The organism is Tunturiibacter lichenicola (assembly GCF_051013355.1).
GTDB classification, from domain to species: domain Bacteria; phylum Acidobacteriota; class Terriglobia; order Terriglobales; family Acidobacteriaceae; genus Edaphobacter; species Edaphobacter lichenicola_F.
Genome location: NZ_CP132944.1, coordinates 1,796,185 through 1,813,705, shown reverse-complemented (window position 1 = coordinate 1,813,705; position 17,521 = coordinate 1,796,185). Strand labels below are relative to the sequence as shown.

12 protein-coding genes and 1 tRNA gene are annotated in these 17,521 nt (G+C 54.8%); 6 read left to right on the top strand and 7 right to left on the bottom strand.

Annotation, left to right across the window (positions count from 1 at the left end):
• Positions 1-62 precede the first annotated feature (62 nt).
• Entirely contained in the window at positions 63-905 is an 843-nt protein-coding gene (locus tag RBB82_RS07770) for a hypothetical protein (RefSeq protein WP_433974548.1), read from the top strand.
• Here the strand turns inward: RBB82_RS07770 and RBB82_RS07765 are convergent.
• Positions 893-1,498, bottom strand: a complete 606-nt coding sequence (locus RBB82_RS07765; protein ID WP_433974547.1) for a hypothetical protein — start codon at positions 1,496-1,498, stop codon at positions 893-895. The two genes, RBB82_RS07770 and RBB82_RS07765, sit on opposite strands and share 13 nt — an antisense overlap.
• 119 nt (positions 1,499-1,617) lie before the next feature.
• Here RBB82_RS07765 and RBB82_RS07760 point away from each other — a divergent pair, with 119 nt between their 5' ends.
• A complete protein-coding gene (locus RBB82_RS07760; protein ID WP_433974546.1) occupies positions 1,618-2,178 on the top strand; it encodes a hypothetical protein in 561 nt (186 codons plus the stop codon).
• A gap of 1,070 nt (positions 2,179-3,248) precedes the next feature.
• Positions 3,249-4,283, top strand: coding sequence for an acyltransferase family protein (locus tag RBB82_RS07755; RefSeq protein ID WP_433974545.1), 1,035 nt, complete (start codon positions 3,249-3,251; stop codon positions 4,281-4,283).
• Positions 4,284-5,111: 828 nt separating this feature from the next.
• Here the strand turns inward: RBB82_RS07755 and RBB82_RS07750 are convergent.
• Positions 5,112-5,187, bottom strand: a tRNA-Ile gene (locus RBB82_RS07750).
• A 403-nt stretch (positions 5,188-5,590) separates the two neighbouring features.
• Positions 5,591-7,456, bottom strand: a complete 1,866-nt coding sequence (htpG, locus tag RBB82_RS07745; RefSeq protein WP_433974544.1) for a molecular chaperone HtpG — start codon at positions 7,454-7,456, stop codon at positions 5,591-5,593.
• Between the two features lie 110 nt (positions 7,457-7,566).
• Here htpG and RBB82_RS07740 point away from each other — a divergent pair, with 110 nt between their 5' ends.
• Together RBB82_RS07740 and RBB82_RS07735 are read left to right on the top strand one after the other, a co-directional pair.
• Positions 7,567-7,977 carry a TOBE domain-containing protein gene (locus RBB82_RS07740; protein WP_433974543.1) on the top strand — a complete coding sequence of 137 codons (411 nt, stop codon included), beginning with the start codon at positions 7,567-7,569 and terminating at the stop codon, positions 7,975-7,977.
• Between the two features lie 242 nt (positions 7,978-8,219).
• The gene (locus tag RBB82_RS07735; RefSeq protein WP_433974542.1) at positions 8,220-11,435 is read left to right on the top strand and encodes a carboxypeptidase regulatory-like domain-containing protein; all 3,216 of its coding nucleotides are present in this window, start codon (positions 8,220-8,222) and stop codon (positions 11,433-11,435) included.
• Between the two features lie 98 nt (positions 11,436-11,533).
• Here the strand turns inward: RBB82_RS07735 and RBB82_RS07730 are convergent, their stop codons facing one another.
• Complete coding sequence (locus RBB82_RS07730; RefSeq protein ID WP_433974541.1) at positions 11,534-12,136, bottom strand: hypothetical protein; 603 nt, start codon at positions 12,134-12,136, stop codon at positions 11,534-11,536.
• 812 nt (positions 12,137-12,948) lie between these two features.
• Between RBB82_RS07730 and RBB82_RS07725 the strand changes: the two genes are divergently transcribed.
• A complete protein-coding gene (locus tag RBB82_RS07725) occupies positions 12,949-15,015 on the top strand; it encodes a SpoIIE family protein phosphatase (RefSeq protein ID WP_433974540.1) in 2,067 nt (688 codons plus the stop codon).
• 20 nt (positions 15,016-15,035) lie between these two features.
• Here the strand turns inward: RBB82_RS07725 and RBB82_RS07720 are convergent, their stop codons facing one another.
• From RBB82_RS07720 to RBB82_RS07710, 3 genes are read right to left on the bottom strand one after another with little or no spacing between them, the layout of a single operon-like run.
• Positions 15,036-15,401: an STAS domain-containing protein gene (locus RBB82_RS07720; protein ID WP_433974539.1), complete on the bottom strand. Its 366-nt coding sequence runs from the start codon at positions 15,399-15,401 to the stop codon at positions 15,036-15,038.
• Positions 15,402-15,412: 11 nt separating this feature from the next.
• A complete protein-coding gene (locus RBB82_RS07715; RefSeq protein ID WP_433974538.1) occupies positions 15,413-15,856 on the bottom strand; it encodes an ATP-binding protein in 444 nt (147 codons plus the stop codon).
• 8 nt (positions 15,857-15,864) lie between these two features.
• Positions 15,865-17,013, bottom strand: a complete 1,149-nt coding sequence (locus RBB82_RS07710) for a PP2C family protein-serine/threonine phosphatase (RefSeq protein ID WP_433974537.1) — start codon at positions 17,011-17,013, stop codon at positions 15,865-15,867.
• Between the last annotated feature and the right edge of the window lie 508 nt (positions 17,014-17,521).

Sequence of the window (17,521 nt, the reverse complement as noted above, 5' to 3'; positions counted from 1 at the left end):
AGGACCTCGAGGTTTCTCTCGGGTGTCGGCCGCCATTCGATGAAATTTATCAGAAGACCCGAATGCGCGCGCAGCTAGCTGGGCATGAAAAGCCGTTATCGGGATTGGAACAAGGCTGCCCTACACTGACGACTTTCCTTTGGAAAAGGATTGGTGTGCAAGGGGTGTCGGTCGGCACGGGTGAGGGACAAGCCACAAATATTGAGCAAATGCTTGAGCAGTTGGCGACCAGTGCGGCCTTTGAGCGCTCCTCAGGGCTTCTAAAGCTACTGCGGTTTCTTATCGAAGCCTCGGAGCGAGAGCCGGACTTGATGAGGGAGTCGTACATCGGCAGGGCATTCTATGGCAGGGATGCGACCTACGATCCGCGTTACGATTCGATCGTTCGTGTCAATGTCCGTCGTCTTCGGCAACGTCATAAGGAGCACTATGCCGGCGAGGGTAGCGATGCTCCGATCCGGATCAATATCCCGCGCGGTTCCTTTGTACCGATCATCACGGATCATCATGCGGTGTCTGCGGAACGCGACGAAGGGGCGATCGACGCTCCAGCGACCCAGGCAGAGACTGCGGTGGCTACGACGGAGGACCTGGCTGAGAACCTGACGGAGGTTTTCGAGGTCATGCCGGAGTCGCTGCTCGGGGTCGCAGCTTCTTCGGGATCGCGGTGGTTGTTTTGTCGGTGGGGATTGCGACGGCGATCTTTCTGTTTGTGCGCACACGGGTCCCCAAAGATCGCATTGCGGCCGAGTTCGAATGTCTGCCGTCGCTGCTGTCCTGATTTTGTTTCTAATTTGGAGCTGTTGATGAAACGAGTTTCTTCCCTTTCGCCTCACCGGGCCCTTCGGGCGCTCGCTGCGTTTTGCCCTCCGGGGCAGAACCCTTCTCAAGACTACCCTGTGTGACGTTCTGGCCGCGGCTGGAATCGTAGCGCCCGCCCTTCGGGCGCAGACCGCCTCCTTCGGGGGGCAACGACGGCTTGGTCAACGGTTAGCTCTCCCCAGGGCGTGGCGGTGGACAAAGCCGGGAATGTCTTCGTCGCGGATGGGGACAACAGTGCGGTGAAGGAGATCGTCGCCGGCAGCGGCGGCAACGCCCCTGGCGTCGTATCCTCCAGCTCGACGGTCAACACCGTAGGCAGCGGATTTTCTTTCCAGTTGCTGTGGCGGTGGACGGCGCCGGGGATGTCTTCGTCGCGGATGGGAACACCGGTTTGGTGTCGGAGATCGTCGCCGGCACCGGCGGGAACGCCCCCGGCGTCGTATCCCCCAGCTCGACGGTCAACCACGTGGGCGGCAACAACTTTATGAGCCCCAATGGCGTGGCTGTGGACAAAGCAGGAAATGTCTTCTTCGCGGATGAGAGCCACAGTGTGGTGTCGGAGATCGTCGCGGTGGGGGGGCAGCATCCCTATAAGCAACCCGACCATCCTGACGGTGGGCGGCTTTGGCGAGCCCGTAGGCGTGGCGGTGGACGGCGCAGGGAATCTGTTCGTCACGGATGAGTTCAACAATGCGGTGTATGAGGTGCCGCGGAACGGGGCTAAGTTCGGTTCCGCACCTGTAGGCGAGCGGCAACTATGCCGGTGCCACGGCGACCATCAGCTTCTCGGTGGGCATGCCCTTCAGCCTCGCCACCGCGACCGTAAACGGGCAGCTCGGGCAGCAGCGCGAGCGTGGCCCCGGGTTCGGCGCCAGCTTCAGCCTCACGCTGGCGCTGACGGGAACCACCTTCCCCGATGCGATCACGTTCTCGGTGACGGGCCTGCCCACGGGCGCGACCGCGACCTTCTCTCCTGCAACCATTGCGGCGGGCAGTGCGGTCACTCCGGTGACGCTGACCATCCAGACAGCGAACACGACGACGGCAGCACGCAGTGAACAGCCCACCCCGGGCAACCCGCTGGCGCCTGTAGCACTGGGCTTCCTGCTGTTGCCGCTGCTGGGCCTGAAGGCAGCGCGTGAGCGGCTACGGCAGATGCCGCGTCTGCCTGCGGTGCTGCTCGCTGTCGGACTGTCGCTCGGCGCGGTGCTGGGCATCAGTGCCTGCTCCGGTGGCGGTGTGACTCGGCCAACGACAACGACACCAGCGGCGCAAAACTACACCGTGGTCGTGACCGCAATGGATATCATTACCAAGGCGCAGAGCTCGACGAACCTCACGCTCACCGTCCAGTAACCCAACCCTTTGGTGTTCGCGAGAGAAGCCGCTCGCGAACACCCAAAACTTTCTAGAAAGCTGGATGTCTGCCCAAGCAGGCATCCAGTTCTTTTTGCCCACCGCCTGGGAAAAGACAGGCCCCCAAAGTATTCCTCGTCCTGGCGCTTGAGGTTCTAGCAACTCGCGCACAGACCCAGCTCTGCCGGCCGCATGGACAGTGCAGCGTCTTTTGAACGGTCTTCGTCACCTATGCCGGTTTGACCTCAAAATGCCAGTAACTTTTTTTGGGGGGGCGTCTCAGAAACGGGAAATAAAACGCGATAGCGACGGATTCGTGCTTAGGCATCCAGCTTGTTTAATCTTCCAATTGCGGCCAAGACAGCTCTCGCCACACATTTGCACCCTTCTTCAAATCCGGCCATATCCATTTGCCATGCGCACGATTAATGAGATTCAAAGCCAGATCAATCTCATTCAACAGCAAACGGCGATGCCAGCTTCAAGCGTAGGGACAAAGACCGATGGCAAGGCGGGTAAAGAACGAAAAGTGCGCTGATACCAATAACTGCGGACTTGAAGGCCTGTCTCAAACGTTTGCTGCGCAGGTGAGGTGCTGTGTGCAAGCTTCTTCGTGAGAAACAGTATCTCTCCGATCCGGAAGGCCTCCACACCCATTTACCTCTGCGTGGACGTAACTGATAACGTGGCCTATCTGTCAGTCTCTCGCTCACGAATGATCTGTAAAGTATCACGAAGCCTCGGGTCATTCTGATTGCAAATTCCCATCCCAAACAGTATGCGATCATAACTGCGGCAGTTACAGTTCGGGCCTGTAAAGGTCGCGCAATTGTTGAAGGCCGACGCCGGCGAGCAAGACCCGGAGCACCAGATAAGCGTAATTAGTTACTGTCAGAAAAGAAGTAAAAAATAAACAACTCGAAAGCCGATAGGTCGGCCCATTGTTTATGGGTTGCGTTTAAAGTCCCGCCACCCTCAACAAATAGGGTGTTGAGTTTATTCTGAAGTAAGTGATAACGCTCCAAAGTGTCGGACCAATCCAAAAAATCACTGATGGTCAGGACAGCGATATGAATCAAGCGAAACGCATTGTGCAGCTCGATGGTCTTCGCGGCATTGCTGTGCTCATGGTTTTTTTTAGTCACGCCTTCCGCTCACAGCTCTTATGGACGGGGGTTGATTTGTTTTTTGTACTGTCTGGCTTTCTCATCACTGGCGTTCTAATAGAACAGCGTAGGCGCAAAGGTTGGAGTGCTTATCTAGCTTCGTTCTATCAGCGACGCATGCGTAGAATTCTTCCTGCCTATATCCTCTTTCTTGGCGTCACCTCCATTTTGTTTGGCATCGGTTGGATGCGCCGTTGGTATCTGTTTTTGTTCCTAATGAATACCAAGTTATTTCTGGAGTTGGATCACCGCTACTCTCTCGGCGTTCTTTGGTCTTTGGCGGTCGAAGAGCAGTTTTATCTTGTGTGGCCCTTCGTGGTATATCTCCTCGACGAGGGGGCGCTCGCTTGTTTGTCGGGGGGGCTAGTGTTGGCCGCTCCTCTGATGAGATGGATAGAAACTGCATATTATCCGGGGCATTGGCCCATCTACAGCTCGACCCCATTTCGTATGGATTTGCTGACAGTCGGAGCCCTTATCGCGCTCGTGTGGCGTCGTAACCGTACTGCGGTGGAACACTACGGCTGCTACGGTCTCTTGTTGACAGGCGGAGCAGCCATTCCGTTGCTCCTGTGGTCTTGGTACCCCTGGTTTCAGCCTGCAGCCAACAGCGTCCTAGTAAACGTCTGGCTCTATGAGCTTAGCCTTATCGGTTATGTCGGTATTGTCTTCTGGGCGCTGAGCGGTCGTGTCGTGGGGTTTCTCAAACTTCGTCCACTCGTCTATATCGGAAAAATCAGCTTTAGCTTCTATTTGATTCACTCCACGATTCTCTATATTCTGCATCGCCATCTGCGTCACCAATTAGTTGGAGTGGCGATTGCGTTTGCCGTGTCCCTTCTGTATGCGGCCCTCACTTGGCACTTTCTTGAGCGGCCCATTTTGCAGGATACAAGCCGAAAACCGGTGGTCGATTCTAAAGATGAAGTGTTCAGTTAGACGATCAATTCCTCTACCTCGTCAACTGTACTCGGGAGTAAGTATTGGAGCGTGCGTAGATAGGAATTAGTTTGACCAGAGAGCAAGCTAACTCCGGCCACTCTTTGACGATCAAACGCGTCGAAGGTCTTGCGCGCCGGCTTGATGAGGTAATGAGAATAGTGGTTTGGATGCTGAAAGCCGATCAAGCAGAACCGGATTGGATGGAAGCCCTATTCCCCATTCTTTGATGGCTACAGTCAACAGGTGGCCAAGCAGCGCGAGATCGAGGCGCACGGTGTTGTTCGCACGTGGGATGGGTTTGCCCCCAGCATCTTTGCGGTCTTCCCCTGAGAGACGCAGGTCGCGAAATTTAGCAACAATCTCAGGCGACAAAGCAGCAAGCGAATATTTACCTAGATGCTTGCTAAGGATCGCTGCTCGACGGTACTCGGGTTCCTGGGAAGATGGTCGCTTTGTTGGTGTGACCTCTTCGACGTATCGCTTCAGAGCTTGCGCCAGCGTCAAACGATCAACTGTCGCCCGTTGATATAGGCCCCACGCACCATCTCATCTTCCGTGCGCCGTGACCAGTCCTCAGCATCCCGTCTTGTGCGAAACGTTTTGGCCGCGGTTGGCCAGCCGGTCTTGCGAATGACAGCTTTCCATGTGCCGGAGTTTGTCTTAACGGGCCCTCTTGTACAACGCGGTGTACCGAACTGTACTGGAATTGCACCTTTTGGCTAAAGTACAGTTCCTTTTCCGACACGGCGAGATGTCGTGGCCCAAGGAAGCAGCGAGCTATGACAGTGGTTGCGAGCATTTATTGGGGAATTTTTTGGAAATCTGTGGTGGGCCCGGAGGGATTTGAACCCCCAACCAAGGGATTATGAGTCCCCTGCTCTAACCGTTGAGCTACAGGCCCGACTATGACTTACACCAGCACCCTACCTGCTATAGCGGGTGATTGGCGTTTGGCTGAACTTCGTTACCAGCACCTTCCCGAGAGTTGAACTTGCTCGTTTTTATTGTCGCAGGTGTTGGATCGACACTTCTATCGAGATGAGTTGCTGCAGTTTCCTCGATTCTCATGATGGTGAAGCGCCATTCCTGATTCGGCAAGTCTTATACGTATTGTATGACGCAGAGAGTGGAGCACAAAATCATTGGGAGAGGTAGGAGTGTTGGCCCCGATCTTGTTGAGCCTGATCCATCGAGAATTACGGGTAGTGGAGGGCCGTCTTTCGATTTCTGATTGGCGGCTCCTCCTGCTCCTTCCATACACCGATGTGCGGTTCACTTGTTCTCAGCAGCAAACCGGACAAGCCCTAAATAGAGAGGTTCAAGATGCGGTTGAGGCGATGCACAAAGGATGCGGGATCCTGGAGCGGTACGCCTTCCATGAGGAGAGCCTGATCAAAGAGCAGCCACGCGGCGTCGTCGGTGACAGCGTCGTCGGAGCGTGCAAGCAGTTTTTTGACGATCTCATGATCGGGATTGATTTCGAGCGTGGGTTTGAGGGCAGGGATGTCTTTTTGACCCATTGCGCGCATCATCTGCTGCATCTTGATGGATGGTTCCTCTTCGTCGGAGACGATGACGGATGGACTATCGGCGAGACGTACGGAGGCGCGGACATCTTTTACGCGATCTCCCAAAGTTGCTTTGAGCTTGTCCAGCAATGGCTTCAGCGATTCGGCCTTGTCGGGTTCTGCTTCGTCCTTGAGGTCTTCGCTGGTTGAGGTCTTGTTCACGGACTTCAAGTCGATGTCGTCATATTTCTCGATGCCGGAGAAGACGATTTCGTCAAAGTCGTCATCGAGGATGAGTACTTCAAGGTCTTTTTTCTTGTAGATCTCGAGTAGGGGCGAGGTGCGAAGCAGGGATTCAGAGCCGCCTGTGATGTAGTAGATGCTCTTCTGCTCCCCGTTCATGCGTGATTTGACATCGGCGAGACTGGTGACACCGTCGACCTTGGTGGATTTGAAGCGGACTAGGTCGAGGAGAGTCTCTCGGTTGGCGAAGTCGCCGTATAACCCTTCTTTGAGGGGGCGGTTGTACTCGGAGATGAACTTCAGATACTGCTCAGGTTGGCTGGTGGCGACGTTCTTCAGCTCAGAGAGGATCTTTTTGACGCTGGCGGTGCGGATGCTGGTGAGGACTTTGTTCTGCTGCAGAATCTCGCGACTGACGTTGAGCGGCAGGTCTTCGCTGTCGATGATGCCGCGAACGAAGCGAAGGTACTGGGGTAGAAGCTCCTTGGCATCGTCCATGATGAAGACGCGTTTGACGTAGAGCTTGACGCCGACTTTGTACTCTGCCTGGTAGAGGTCGAGCGGAGCCTTGGAGGGGATGTAGAAGAGCGTCGTGTATTCGAGGCTGCCTTCGGCTTTGGTGTGGAACCAGAAGAGAGGATCTTCCCAGTCGCCGGTGATGGACTTGTATAGCTCTTTGTAGTCGTCGTCGGTGAGCTCGCTCTTGGAACGGCGCCAGAGAGCGCTGGCGGCGTTGACCTGTTCGGTGGTGCGGGTCTTGATCGACTTCTTTTCGGTCTCGTTCCAATCGCTCTTGTCGTAGGTGAGGAAGATGGGGAAGGCGATGTGGTTGGAGTACTTCTTGACGATCTCCTTCAGACGCCAGCTGTTGGCGTACTGCGCGCCTTCTTCGTTGAAGTGCAGGAGGATGGTGGTGCCGGCGACAGCGCGTTCGGCAGGCTCGATGACGAAGCCGGTCTTGCCATCGCTGGTCCAGCGGTATGCTTTGTCTTCTCCGGCTTTGCGGGAGACGACTTCAACTTTATCGGCAACCATGAAGGCGCTGTAGAAGCCTACGCCGAACTGGCCGATGAGATTCGAGTCTTTGCGGGCGTCGCCGGAGAGCTGCGAGAGAAAGTTTTTGGTGCCTGAGCGGGCGATGGTGCCGAGGTGAGAGACGAGGTCTTCCTCGCTCATGCCGATGCCCGTGTCGCTGATGGTGAGGGTTTTGCTCTCTTCGTTGAGGTCAAGCTCGATACGGGGATCGAAGGGGAGAGACTTGAAGGATTCGTCAACGAGAGTTAAGTGGCGAAGCTTATCGAGCGCGTCGGAGGAGTTGGAGATGAGCTCGCGGAGGAATATCTCTGGGTGAGAGTAGAGGGAGTGGATGATGAGTTGGAGCAGCTGACTGACTTCGGTCTGAAATTCGCGTTTCGACATATCCTCTATTATCGCCAAAGACGAAGTGGTATGGGCAACTTCGGCTATATCATTGCCAAGAGCGTCGGCGTGCTTTTGACGCGATTATGCTCCGCTGGAGAGTATCATCTATGCCCAAGCTCTACTCACCACGTGAAGCGGCCCAAGTGCTAGGCGTCAGCTATGCATCGCTGAAGCAGTGGATCTACAACGGAAAACTGAAGAGTGTCCAAACCCCGGGTGGCCATCATCGGATCCCCGAGGCCGAAGTCGACCGGCTGTTGCCGCGGGCTTCCGTTAAGGGTAAACCGGAGAAGACGCGTCGCATGTTTCGGCGTGTGAGCGGGCGAAATCAGTTGACCGGACGAATTACCGACATCAAGGTCAACGGCTTGCTTGCCCAAGTCACGTTGTCAATTGGTGGCCAGCGCATTACATCCATCATTACAGCGGATGCTGTGAGAGAGTTGCGCCTGAAGAGTGGCCAGGTTGCGGTTGCTCTCATTAAATCAACCGAAGTCATGATCGTTCTACCCGACTAGACTCGTTGACAATAACGGTTTAATTCGTTTGAATCGATAAGAAGTCCCTGATTAGATGAGTCTTCGTCTTTCCGGTCGGGAAGAGATCTGTGATTCAGCTTTAAGCACCTTTTTTGAATGCAAAAGCCGACTGTTGCAGCTGGCGTGATATTGCATCGCGTGCTGATTGAATCATTGCGCAAAACTTTAAGGTGAAAGAAGTCTCACGATCTGTTTCATTCCAAAACTTGATGAGGCCCGCAATGAAGCTAACAATTTTTCGCTTGTCAGTAATGGCCATGGGCCTATGGTTGGTGTGCTCTGCCTCCGCCGGAGCGCAGGTGTCTGCCACTTTGTCGGGTAGAGTCATCGACTCTACCGGGGCTGCTGTCGGCGCAGCGGCTGTGACAGCGAACGACCTTGACACTGGCGTGTCGCGGACCGCCATTACGAGTCAGGCGGGGCAGTATGAGATGGTGGCGCTTCCGGTCGGGCACTACGAGGTCCGTGCTGCGAAGCAAGGCTTTGCAGAGCGGATACGAGCCGGAGTTGTTTTGGTGGTGGGTCAGGACGCCACCGCTGATTTAGTTCTGCAGGTGGGGCAGGTAAAAGAGCAAGTGACTGTGACAGAGGATGTACCTATTGTTAACGCCAGCACTCAGGACATCTCCGGGTTGGTGGGCGAGAAGCAGGTGAAGGAGTTGCCTCTGAACGGGCGAAGCTACGATCTGCTATTGACGCTCAATCCGGGGATCGTTAACTTCACCTCGCAAAAGACGGGTGGAATTGGAGTTTCAAATTCGACCACCGGCAATAACTTTGCAGTGTCGGGAAATCGTCCTCAGCAAAATTTTTTTTTGCTGAATGGAGTTGAGTTCACTGGTGCGGCGGAGAATAACTTTCAGCCAGGAGGGCCGAGCCAGCAGCTGTTGGGTGTTGAGGCAGTCCGCGAATTTAACATTTTGCGCGATTCTTATGGCGCCGAGTACGGAAAACGGCCGGGTGCGCAGGTAATTATCGTTACGCAATCGGGCAGCAACCAGTGGCACGGTTCGGCATACGAGTTCCTGCGCAACAACGCGCTGGATGCACCGAACTATTTCGATCAGGGCTCCGCACCACCCTTTCAGCGGAATCAATTTGGAGTCGCATCGGGCGGCCCTCTGAGAAAGAATAAGACGTTTTTGTTTGCAAACTATGAAGGATATCGGCAGCACCTGCACCAGACGTCGCTGGCGTTTGTGCCTGACCTGGCTTCTCGTGCAGCGGCCGTCGCGAGTGTGAAGCCACTGCTCGATCTGTGGCCCACGCCCTCAGCGACCGATCCGGACTTCAGCGGAATTGCGCAGGTGTACAGCACTCCACTGCAGACTATTGAAGAGAACTTTGCGACTGCTCGACTGGACCAAGTCTTCTCTCTGAAAGACACCCTTTCGGGAACTTACACGATCGACGATGGCAGTGATTTCACGCCTACTGCGGTCGATCCCTATAGCAGCGACGTCCTGAATCTTCGTGAGCAGGTTGTTAGTGTGGACGAGACCCACGTCTTTTCACCTTCTCTGCTGAATGTTGCGCGGGTTGGTTTCTCTCGTGCCGGCTATTTCTTTACGGGAGAGCCGACGCCCGGTACACCGGCGGCGAATGTGCCTGGATTTCTCGCTGGACATCCGGTAGGCGCGGTTGTGGTGGGAGGAAGTGCGGCGTCGAATCCGCAGGCTCAGATTGGCCTGGCGGGAAGTAACAATGGAAGCAATCTTTCAATTGCGCGAAATATATTCACGTATGAAGACCGTGTGACCTTGTCGCGTGGGGTCCATCAATTGAGCGTCGGAGCATGGTTCCAACAGTTCCAGTCGAACGAGACGTTAGCTCTGAGTCAGTATGGGCAGGCGACATTTGCTAGTCTTCAGACATTCCTGACGGGAGTTACTACTTCGTTCTTATACGATCCGGCGCCGACCGAGATGAATTGGCGGTCTCTGCTTGGAGCAGTCTATGCTCAGGATGTTATTCGCCTGAAGCCAACGTTGACGCTGAGTCTCGGATTTCGTGGCGAGTTCTCGACCGGATGGAATGAAGCGCATGGGCGTGCGTCCACTTATACATTTTCGAATGGCGTGATCTCCAATCAGCCGCGCGTTGGGGACAATACCTTCACTACCAATAATGCGAAGTTCCTTCCGGAGCCAAGAGTTGGTGTGGCGTGGAGCCCGCATCTCGATAAGACAGTCGTCCGGGCGGGATTCGGAATGTATAACGAACTCCAGGATGCGTTGGGATACCGAACGGATCAGAACGCTCCGTTTAATCCGACTTACAGCATTGCTGCTTTGACCGTTTCGCAGTTGCCGATCGCGCCACAGGGCCCGGTGCCGGCAAAGGCGCTTCTTGTGCCGGGAGGCGTTCAACCTGATATGAAGATGCCTACTCTTATCTCTTATTCGTTAAGAGTTGAACAGGCGTTGGATAAAAATACGTCGCTGACGATTGGATATATAGGATCGCATGGCTACCACGAATTGATCGGTATCGATGCCAATCAACCGGTTCCGACTATCTGCCCGGATTCGCCTTGCCCGGCCCGATATCCGTCTACCTTCCCTGGAGCTTTGGCGAATGCAGCTATTCCAGCAGGATCGTTCTACATCCCTGCCGGTGCTCCTAAGGCCAATACCTCGATAGCAAATACCTGGACCTGGTTTGCTGTGGGTGATAGCAGGTACAACGCACTCCAGGTAGATGTGAACCGCCGCTTCAGCCACGACCTTTCCTTGCGTGGTATGTACACTTTTTCAAAAGCTCTGAATGATGGCGATTCACTGAACGCAACAACGTCAGCGAACGCGCCAGCGTTGGCGTCCAACCCGCATGACCTGCACGCCGATTGGGGCCCGGCGACGTTCAACGCCACAAACGTCGCCGCGATTAATGCTATTTATGAGTTGCCCTTTGGGCGTGGTAAACCCTTTGCTCACGATCTGTCTGGTTTGGCCAACGGCTTCGTTGGGGGATGGTCAGCGAATAGCATTGTCACCTTGCAGTCCGGTTTTCCAATTACACCGCAGCTCAGCTACAACCCTTCGAACAACGGAGATACTCGCAATCCCGTCAGACCTTTTGCGAATCCAAACTTCACCGGTCGTGTGATTACAGGCAAGCCATCGCAGTGGTTCAATCCCGCAGCGTTTTTGGCACCACCGGCGAATAGCGGTTTCTATGGAAACCTCGGCAGAGATTCGTTGAGCGGTCCGGGGCTCGCGACATGGGATTTTTCCGCGCTCAAGAGCACGGCTGTCAGCGAGCGCTTGACTGTCCAGTTTCGTGCCGAACTCTTCAATCTGCTGAACAGGGCCAACTTCAATACTCCCAATCTGATCGTCTTCACACCTTCAGGTCTTTCGGGAACGGCAGGAGCCATCACCAGCACCTCGACGACATCCAGGCAGGTTCAATTCGCGTTGAAGCTGCTCTGGTAAGGTCAAAAAAAGTTGAGCCCCGGTGTGTGCCGGGGCTCTTTCTGCGGATCACTGATTCGACTAGTTAAGTAACTCATCTTCGAGGCACGACGCGCTGATTAGATGCGTCGATTGCTGACCTTCATCCATCCTTGCCGGAAGAAGAACAATCCTGCCATCATCACACCAGTAGCGAAGAGAAGAAGCGAATCTGGCTCCGGGGTTATACCGACGACTCCGGTTCCTGTACCGAAGGCAGCCGCTGTCGGGCCAGTCTCTGCGATGAAGAAAAACTGACCTGGGGCGATTCCTGAGCCGCCTGAAAAGCTGAGAAGGTACTGAGTCTCGGCTTCGTTCAGGGAGCAAGACGAGGAGCCGAACAGACTCAACGCAGGGGTGGTATCGCACGTTGGAGTTTGACCGTTGAGGAAATTGATGAAGTCGCTGGGGTCCTTGGGATTTGTCGAGTTGTCGAAGACAAGGCTCAAGCTCGTGAACGTCGTGTTCGTGTCGTTAAATCCCGTGAAGCATGCGGTTGCTTTGATGATCTGGGGACAAGCACTGAAGCTGACCGCGAATGGGTCAGTGTTGTCGATGGAGGTGTAGTTGAGCTGCTGCGGCGGGTCAAGAACACTCATGTGGAAGTCGATGTCATCAGCCAAAGCGAGACTAGAAAACCCGCAGAACAGGGCCAGGACAAAAATGGCGCGAAGATATTTCATGTTGTATTCCTCCGGAGATTTGCACGTACATTTTGGAATCACGGTGGACCAAGGAGCGACTTCAGAATTGCAGATCAGACAAGAGTTGTAGCCGGTCGATGGGCATTGTGGATGCACGTCCCGTGCCAAAGGAAAAGGTTGAAAATCCAGTGAACTCCATCAGTTACGTATTGCAGATATGCAAAAGTTTGCACCTCAAATGGAAGTATTGTTGTATCTGTCGATTGCAGAGATTTGATTGATTCTGACGTTCTTGCCGGATAAGACAAGCGACTGGTAATAGAGGTGTTTCGACGTGATGGTCCCGGTAATGCAATTGAACTACGGCTTTTGCCAGATGTCCGCGACAGACGCTGGGATAGGCATAGTGTTCGAAAGGAGGGAGCGGGTCAACGCGGCCACGTTTTGGGATGATCCAGTAGGCTGCTGTAGGCGCCAGCTGGCGACGTTGACATTCCAACATCGGTCGGATAGCCTGCGGAACAAGAATCCCCACGTGTTCCGCCTTATTCCATCAGGTCTTGGCCGCATCCTGCAGGTTGGAAAGGGTTTTTGTCGAAGATCTTCTGAATTGGGCTGACAGATATGAGCCGTCGCGGGCGGTATGATGACGATGATGCTGCACTATAACGGGCTTCTCGTCTGCGCTGAGTGCGATTCACGGCTTATCGCAGCTTGCGTGGCGGGCGGCGAGAGTCCTGTTGCTCCGGATCTCAGTTTGTGTCGGTTTGTAGACGAATGTAGTGGTGGCAGTCACCAGTCTAGGGACTGGATTAACCCAGGTAATGGATCATCAGATCTTGAGAGTAGCTATGCGTTATGCAGGAACTTCGATTGTGTTGCTGCTGCTCTTCAGCCTGACAGCTGGATTGCATGGACAGCATGCTAAGGCGGCCGCCGCAGGCGCAGTACAGCTTGAGGCGACGCTGGGGGACGGCACGGTTGAACTCTCGGGGCCGTGGAAGTTTCATACCGGTGACGATCTTGCGTGGGCCCAGCAGGACTACGACGATTCAAGTTGGGGAACGATCGACGTAACTCCGCCGGCTGGATCGGAGAACGTCGAGCTGGGGACGAGTGGTTACATTCCTGGCTGGACAGGGAGCGGCTATCCGAACTACGCCGGCTATGCATGGTATCGGCTAAGAATTAACGTGCAGAGCTCGCATGGCAGGCTTGCCATCAAGATGCCGGACAGCGCAGACGACGCGTATCAGGTTTACGTGAATGGCAAGCTCATCGGAGAGCTCGGCGACTTTACCGCGAAGGGTGTGACCGCTTACAGCACGGTGCCGAGGTCGTTCCGACTGCCGCGCGATCTTCGCAGCGGCCCGATGACGATTGCGGTGCGGATGTGGATGGACAGTGCAACCCCGTTTCTTAGTCCGGATGCTGGTGGAATGCATGAGCCACCTGTTCTGGGTCATGCGGGAGTTATATCGACTCTGATTCAGCTCGACTGGGACGATACTGCCCATGCAATTGGCAGCGGCTTCCTCGAGATCTTTATTCTGATGCTCGCGTGGGCGGTCGCGGTAAGTCTTCTGTGGATGGATCGCTCGGAGCCTGCCTATCTCTGGTTGAGCCTGGTTTGTGCGGTGACGATTCTGGAGAACAGCGTCGTTCTCATCGTGAACTTTGCCACCTGGATCTCGCTGATGCCGGGAGTGGTTTTGCAGGGTGTGATCATCAGTCCGATTCGAATTGGGCTTTGGGTGATCTTCTGGGCATATTGGTTCCGAATCGCCAGGATGGCATGGATCCATCGAATTGTTTGGAGTTTGGTTACCCTGACAATGATCTGCACGGCCATGCTGCGTGCGCCGCTGTATGGTACGCGGGTTCCCGTCCATGCAGCAGTTTATCTATCGCCTGTTCTGCTCGGACTGCAGCTGGCGTTTGTTGTTCTGCTCTTCGCGATCACGGTTCGAGGCATTGTTAAGCAGAGGACAGAGGGTTGGCTTGCTTTGCCCGCAGTGCTTCTTGTTGCGCTCTCGCTCTATCAAGTCAATCTGCATCTGTTCCATATACGCACCCGCTTCGATGTCTTTGGATTCAACTTCCAGCTCGGCACGATTGCGACGATCCTCTCGATCTTTCTGATTACAGTTATGTTGCTGCGGCGCTTTTTGTATACGCAACGTAAGCGAGAGCAGTGGAAGGCGGAGATCGAGCAGGCACGACAGGTGCAGCACGTTCTTATCCCAGAAGAGTTGCCGACGGTGTCTGGCTTCGCGATCGAGAGCGAGTATCGTCCGGCGCGGGAAGTTGGCGGAGACTTCTTTCAGATTCTTCCGCAGACTGACGATGGAAGCGTGCTGATTATTGTCGGTGACGTGACGGGAAAGGGGTTGCAGGCTGGCATGCTTGTGGCGTTGATCGTTGGCGCTGTCCGCACCGCTGTGCAATATCACTCCGATCCACTGATATTAATGAACAGCCTGAACGACCGTCTATGGGGTCGTGGCCGCGCGAGTGCGACGTGCCTGATACTAAAAATCACCAAGGACGGACAGGTAACATTGGCGAATGCGGGTCATCTACCGCCTTACCTCAATGGTGCTGAGGTCCCGATGGAGGGTTCACTTCCGATCGGGGTGATACCAGGCGCGGATTTCTTCGTGACGCATTTCTCGATGGCGCCCGGAGACACGTTGATGTTGATGTCCGATGGTGTCGCGGAGGCGCAGGATCAACATAAGGAGCTGTTCGGGTTTGAACGCATCCAGGAGATGCTTCAGAAGCCGATCTCGGCGGCTGCACTTGCAGCCGCGGCCGAGGCCTTCGGCCAAGAAGATGACATCCTTGTCTTACGAATCCAACGCGATCCGCGGCCTCAGAGCTCTCTCGATTCAAGATCGGTTCTTGCGGTCACGTAGTAGGAGAATCTAGTTCGCGGTTATTCAAACCCGGCGCAAGCGGTGGCTTCGTCGGGAAACAGCTTGGTGTATTTTGTGATGCCGACCATGGTGAAGACTTTTTGGAAGTGTGGTGTCAGGCCAAAAGTCTGGACGGTCTGGCCCTTCTGGCTGGCGGCGTAGAGTAGCTGGATGATGAGCGCGATGCCGCTGGAGTTGAGATATTCGACTTTGGAAAAGTCGAGCAGGATGCGCTTTGAGGTCTCGGGTGATAGGCCTCCATATGTTCCGAGGACTGCGGGTTCGGAAGTGCTGGTAATATCGCCCGCAAAACGGAGCACCGTGATGGGGTCGCCCGAAGCGCATTTGACCTGTTCCATTTTGACCTTGGTGCCTAACTCCGACATTTGTATCTCCTTCAATCTTCTGTCTTGTTCAAACGGATGACCAGTCGCGCATAGCTTCCGCTGGGAGGTGAGCTGACCCATTCTGCTTCATCGACCAGTGCCTGAATGAGGAACATCCCCATTCCGCGACTGGGTTCTTCCCCGTGCATCTTCTTGTCCATGTTCGGCGTGTGGACGACACTTGGGGGACCCGTTCCCATATCGAGCACCTTCACCTCCAGCGAGGTCTCGTCCATCGAGAGGATGACGACGACGATCAAGGACTCATCCAGTTTATTTCCATGTTCCATTGCGTTGATGCAGGCTTCTGCGATAGCGGTCTTGAGGTCTTCAATGCGTTCGGGAGCAAAACCCATCAGCTTCGCAACGCTGGAGGCGGTGCTCATTGCGATCTTTTCAAAACCCAGCCGAGAAGGGAGACGCAGTTCGATGCTATTCACGTTCTTACCTTCCACTTCGCCTCCTACGGCTTCCTGCCAATTACAAGTGCGGTCATATCATCGGTCTGCGATTCCTGGTTGGAAAATGCGTCCAGTGCCTGCCAGATCGATTTCAGGGTACTTGGCGCGTCGACAGCGCGCGAGGTGCGGAACGCCTCAAGAAGGCGATCCTGACCAAATTCTTCGTTACCTTGAAAGACCTCAGTCATTCCGTCGGTGTAGATTAGCAGCTTCGCCTTATTGGACAGTACATATTTTTCTGCTCTGTAGGTAGAGAAAGGCAACATGCCCACGGGAGTGCCGGAGGCCTCAATCATCTCAGGTAGATCGCTGCCGTTGAGGAGAAAGCCGGGGTTGTGTCCAGCGTTAACTACTTCAAGGGTGTGGGTGGTGGGATCGAGACGAAGGAAAATCGACGTGACATAGCGACGCCGTGATTCCTCACCTTCGTTGTAGTGCAGGACGTTCATGTGAGTTGCGATCTCGACCAATGACATCCCGGAGTTTGCGATGGCTCGAAGAGCGGAGCGGAACGAACTGCCCACGAGTGCGGAGGCCAAGCCTTTTCCGGCGACATCGGCCACTACGATCATGAGCTGTCCGGATGTCAGCTCGATAATATCTAGGTAGTCACCGCCTACCTCGTAGCAGGTTTGCGATCGGCCATCGATACTGTAGCCAGCGATGTTGGGGAAAGACTGGGGCAGAAGGCTTCGTTGAATATCGCGTGCGCAGGCAAGATCCTGCTTTACGCGCTCCATGTCCAAGGTGCGTTCGTGATAGCGGGCGTTTTCGATGGCGACTGCGGCTTGAGTGGCGAGGTGCTCGAGGAAATCCTGTTCGAAGAGAGAGAGAGGAGCGCCGTCTCGTGTGATTACGACCATCTCGGTGAGGACTTCGCCCTTGCGATCCAGCAAGGGGAAGCGAGAACATCCGCGCTTTGGATCGGATGACGGGGGGTGCAGAAGGAATCTTGGGGGAATGTCTCCATAAGAGAAGGGAAAGGCGGTGAAGAAGGCGCCCGCCATCTCCAACTCGCGTACGGTGATCTGCAGGACGGACCGGAGAACATGATCGAGCTCGATGGTGCTGTGAATCTTATGCGAGGTTTCGAGTAACGCCTGCAACCGTGCAATTTGCTGTTGTAGATGGAGACTGCTTTCTATTTCCATAAACTGGCTTGCTCCTTGTTATCTGGCCGCATGAACAATCATTTGTAGTCTGTCTTCGCCGACTGCTTCACAAAGTGGCGCTGGATTGCCGCGAGCGCAACGACAGAGCAGGCATCGTATCGATCGATTCTCTTAGTCTGTGAATTCTGTCAGGAAATACCATCATTGGCAGTTGTTGCACAGAACAATCTGCCCACCATCGTACATTGATGCTCCGATCGATCGACGGGAGCTGCTTTTAGGGCACAGGAGCGGATCGACCTCGAGGCTTAAACACCGAGGTTCAAAGGCGAACTGCGGGCGACTCCAGAAAGCCGCTGAAGTGGAGGATTATTTTTTTCCAGCGGTTCCGGGGGTGATATTTGCATCCTCGGGCGCAGATGGGTTGATGTGGCCCAAGCTGTTTTCTGGCGTGTTGGATTGAACATTCGTCGGACCAGGACCGGCCGTGGATGGGTTATCGCCTTTGGGTCCAGAAGGTTCGGTCGCGTGTTCCGGGTCCGGATGT

Excerpts from the sequence above, each read along its gene's own strand:
- RBB82_RS07730 (WP_433974541.1), bottom strand. The coding sequence starts at position 12,136 with ATGAAATATCTTCGCGCCATTTTTGTCCTGGCCCTGTTCTGCGGGTTT.
- RBB82_RS07720 (WP_433974539.1), bottom strand. The coding sequence starts at position 15,401 with ATGTCGGAGTTAGGCACCAAGGTCAAAATGGAACAGGTCAAATGCGCT.
- RBB82_RS07725 (WP_433974540.1), top strand. The coding sequence starts at position 12,949 with ATGCGTTATGCAGGAACTTCGATTGTGTTGCTGCTGCTCTTCAGCCTG.
- htpG (WP_433974544.1), bottom strand. The coding sequence starts at position 7,456 with ATGTCGAAACGCGAATTTCAGACCGAAGTCAGTCAGCTGCTCCAACTC.
- RBB82_RS07735 (WP_433974542.1), top strand. The coding sequence starts at position 8,220 with ATGAAGCTAACAATTTTTCGCTTGTCAGTAATGGCCATGGGCCTATGG.
- RBB82_RS07755 (WP_433974545.1), top strand. The coding sequence starts at position 3,249 with ATGAATCAAGCGAAACGCATTGTGCAGCTCGATGGTCTTCGCGGCATT.
- RBB82_RS07760 (WP_433974546.1), top strand. The coding sequence starts at position 1,618 with ATGCCCTTCAGCCTCGCCACCGCGACCGTAAACGGGCAGCTCGGGCAG.
- RBB82_RS07740 (WP_433974543.1), top strand. The coding sequence starts at position 7,567 with ATGCCCAAGCTCTACTCACCACGTGAAGCGGCCCAAGTGCTAGGCGTC.
- RBB82_RS07710 (WP_433974537.1), bottom strand. The coding sequence starts at position 17,013 with ATGGAAATAGAAAGCAGTCTCCATCTACAACAGCAAATTGCACGGTTG.
- RBB82_RS07770 (WP_433974548.1), top strand. The coding sequence starts at position 63 with ATGCGCGCGCAGCTAGCTGGGCATGAAAAGCCGTTATCGGGATTGGAA.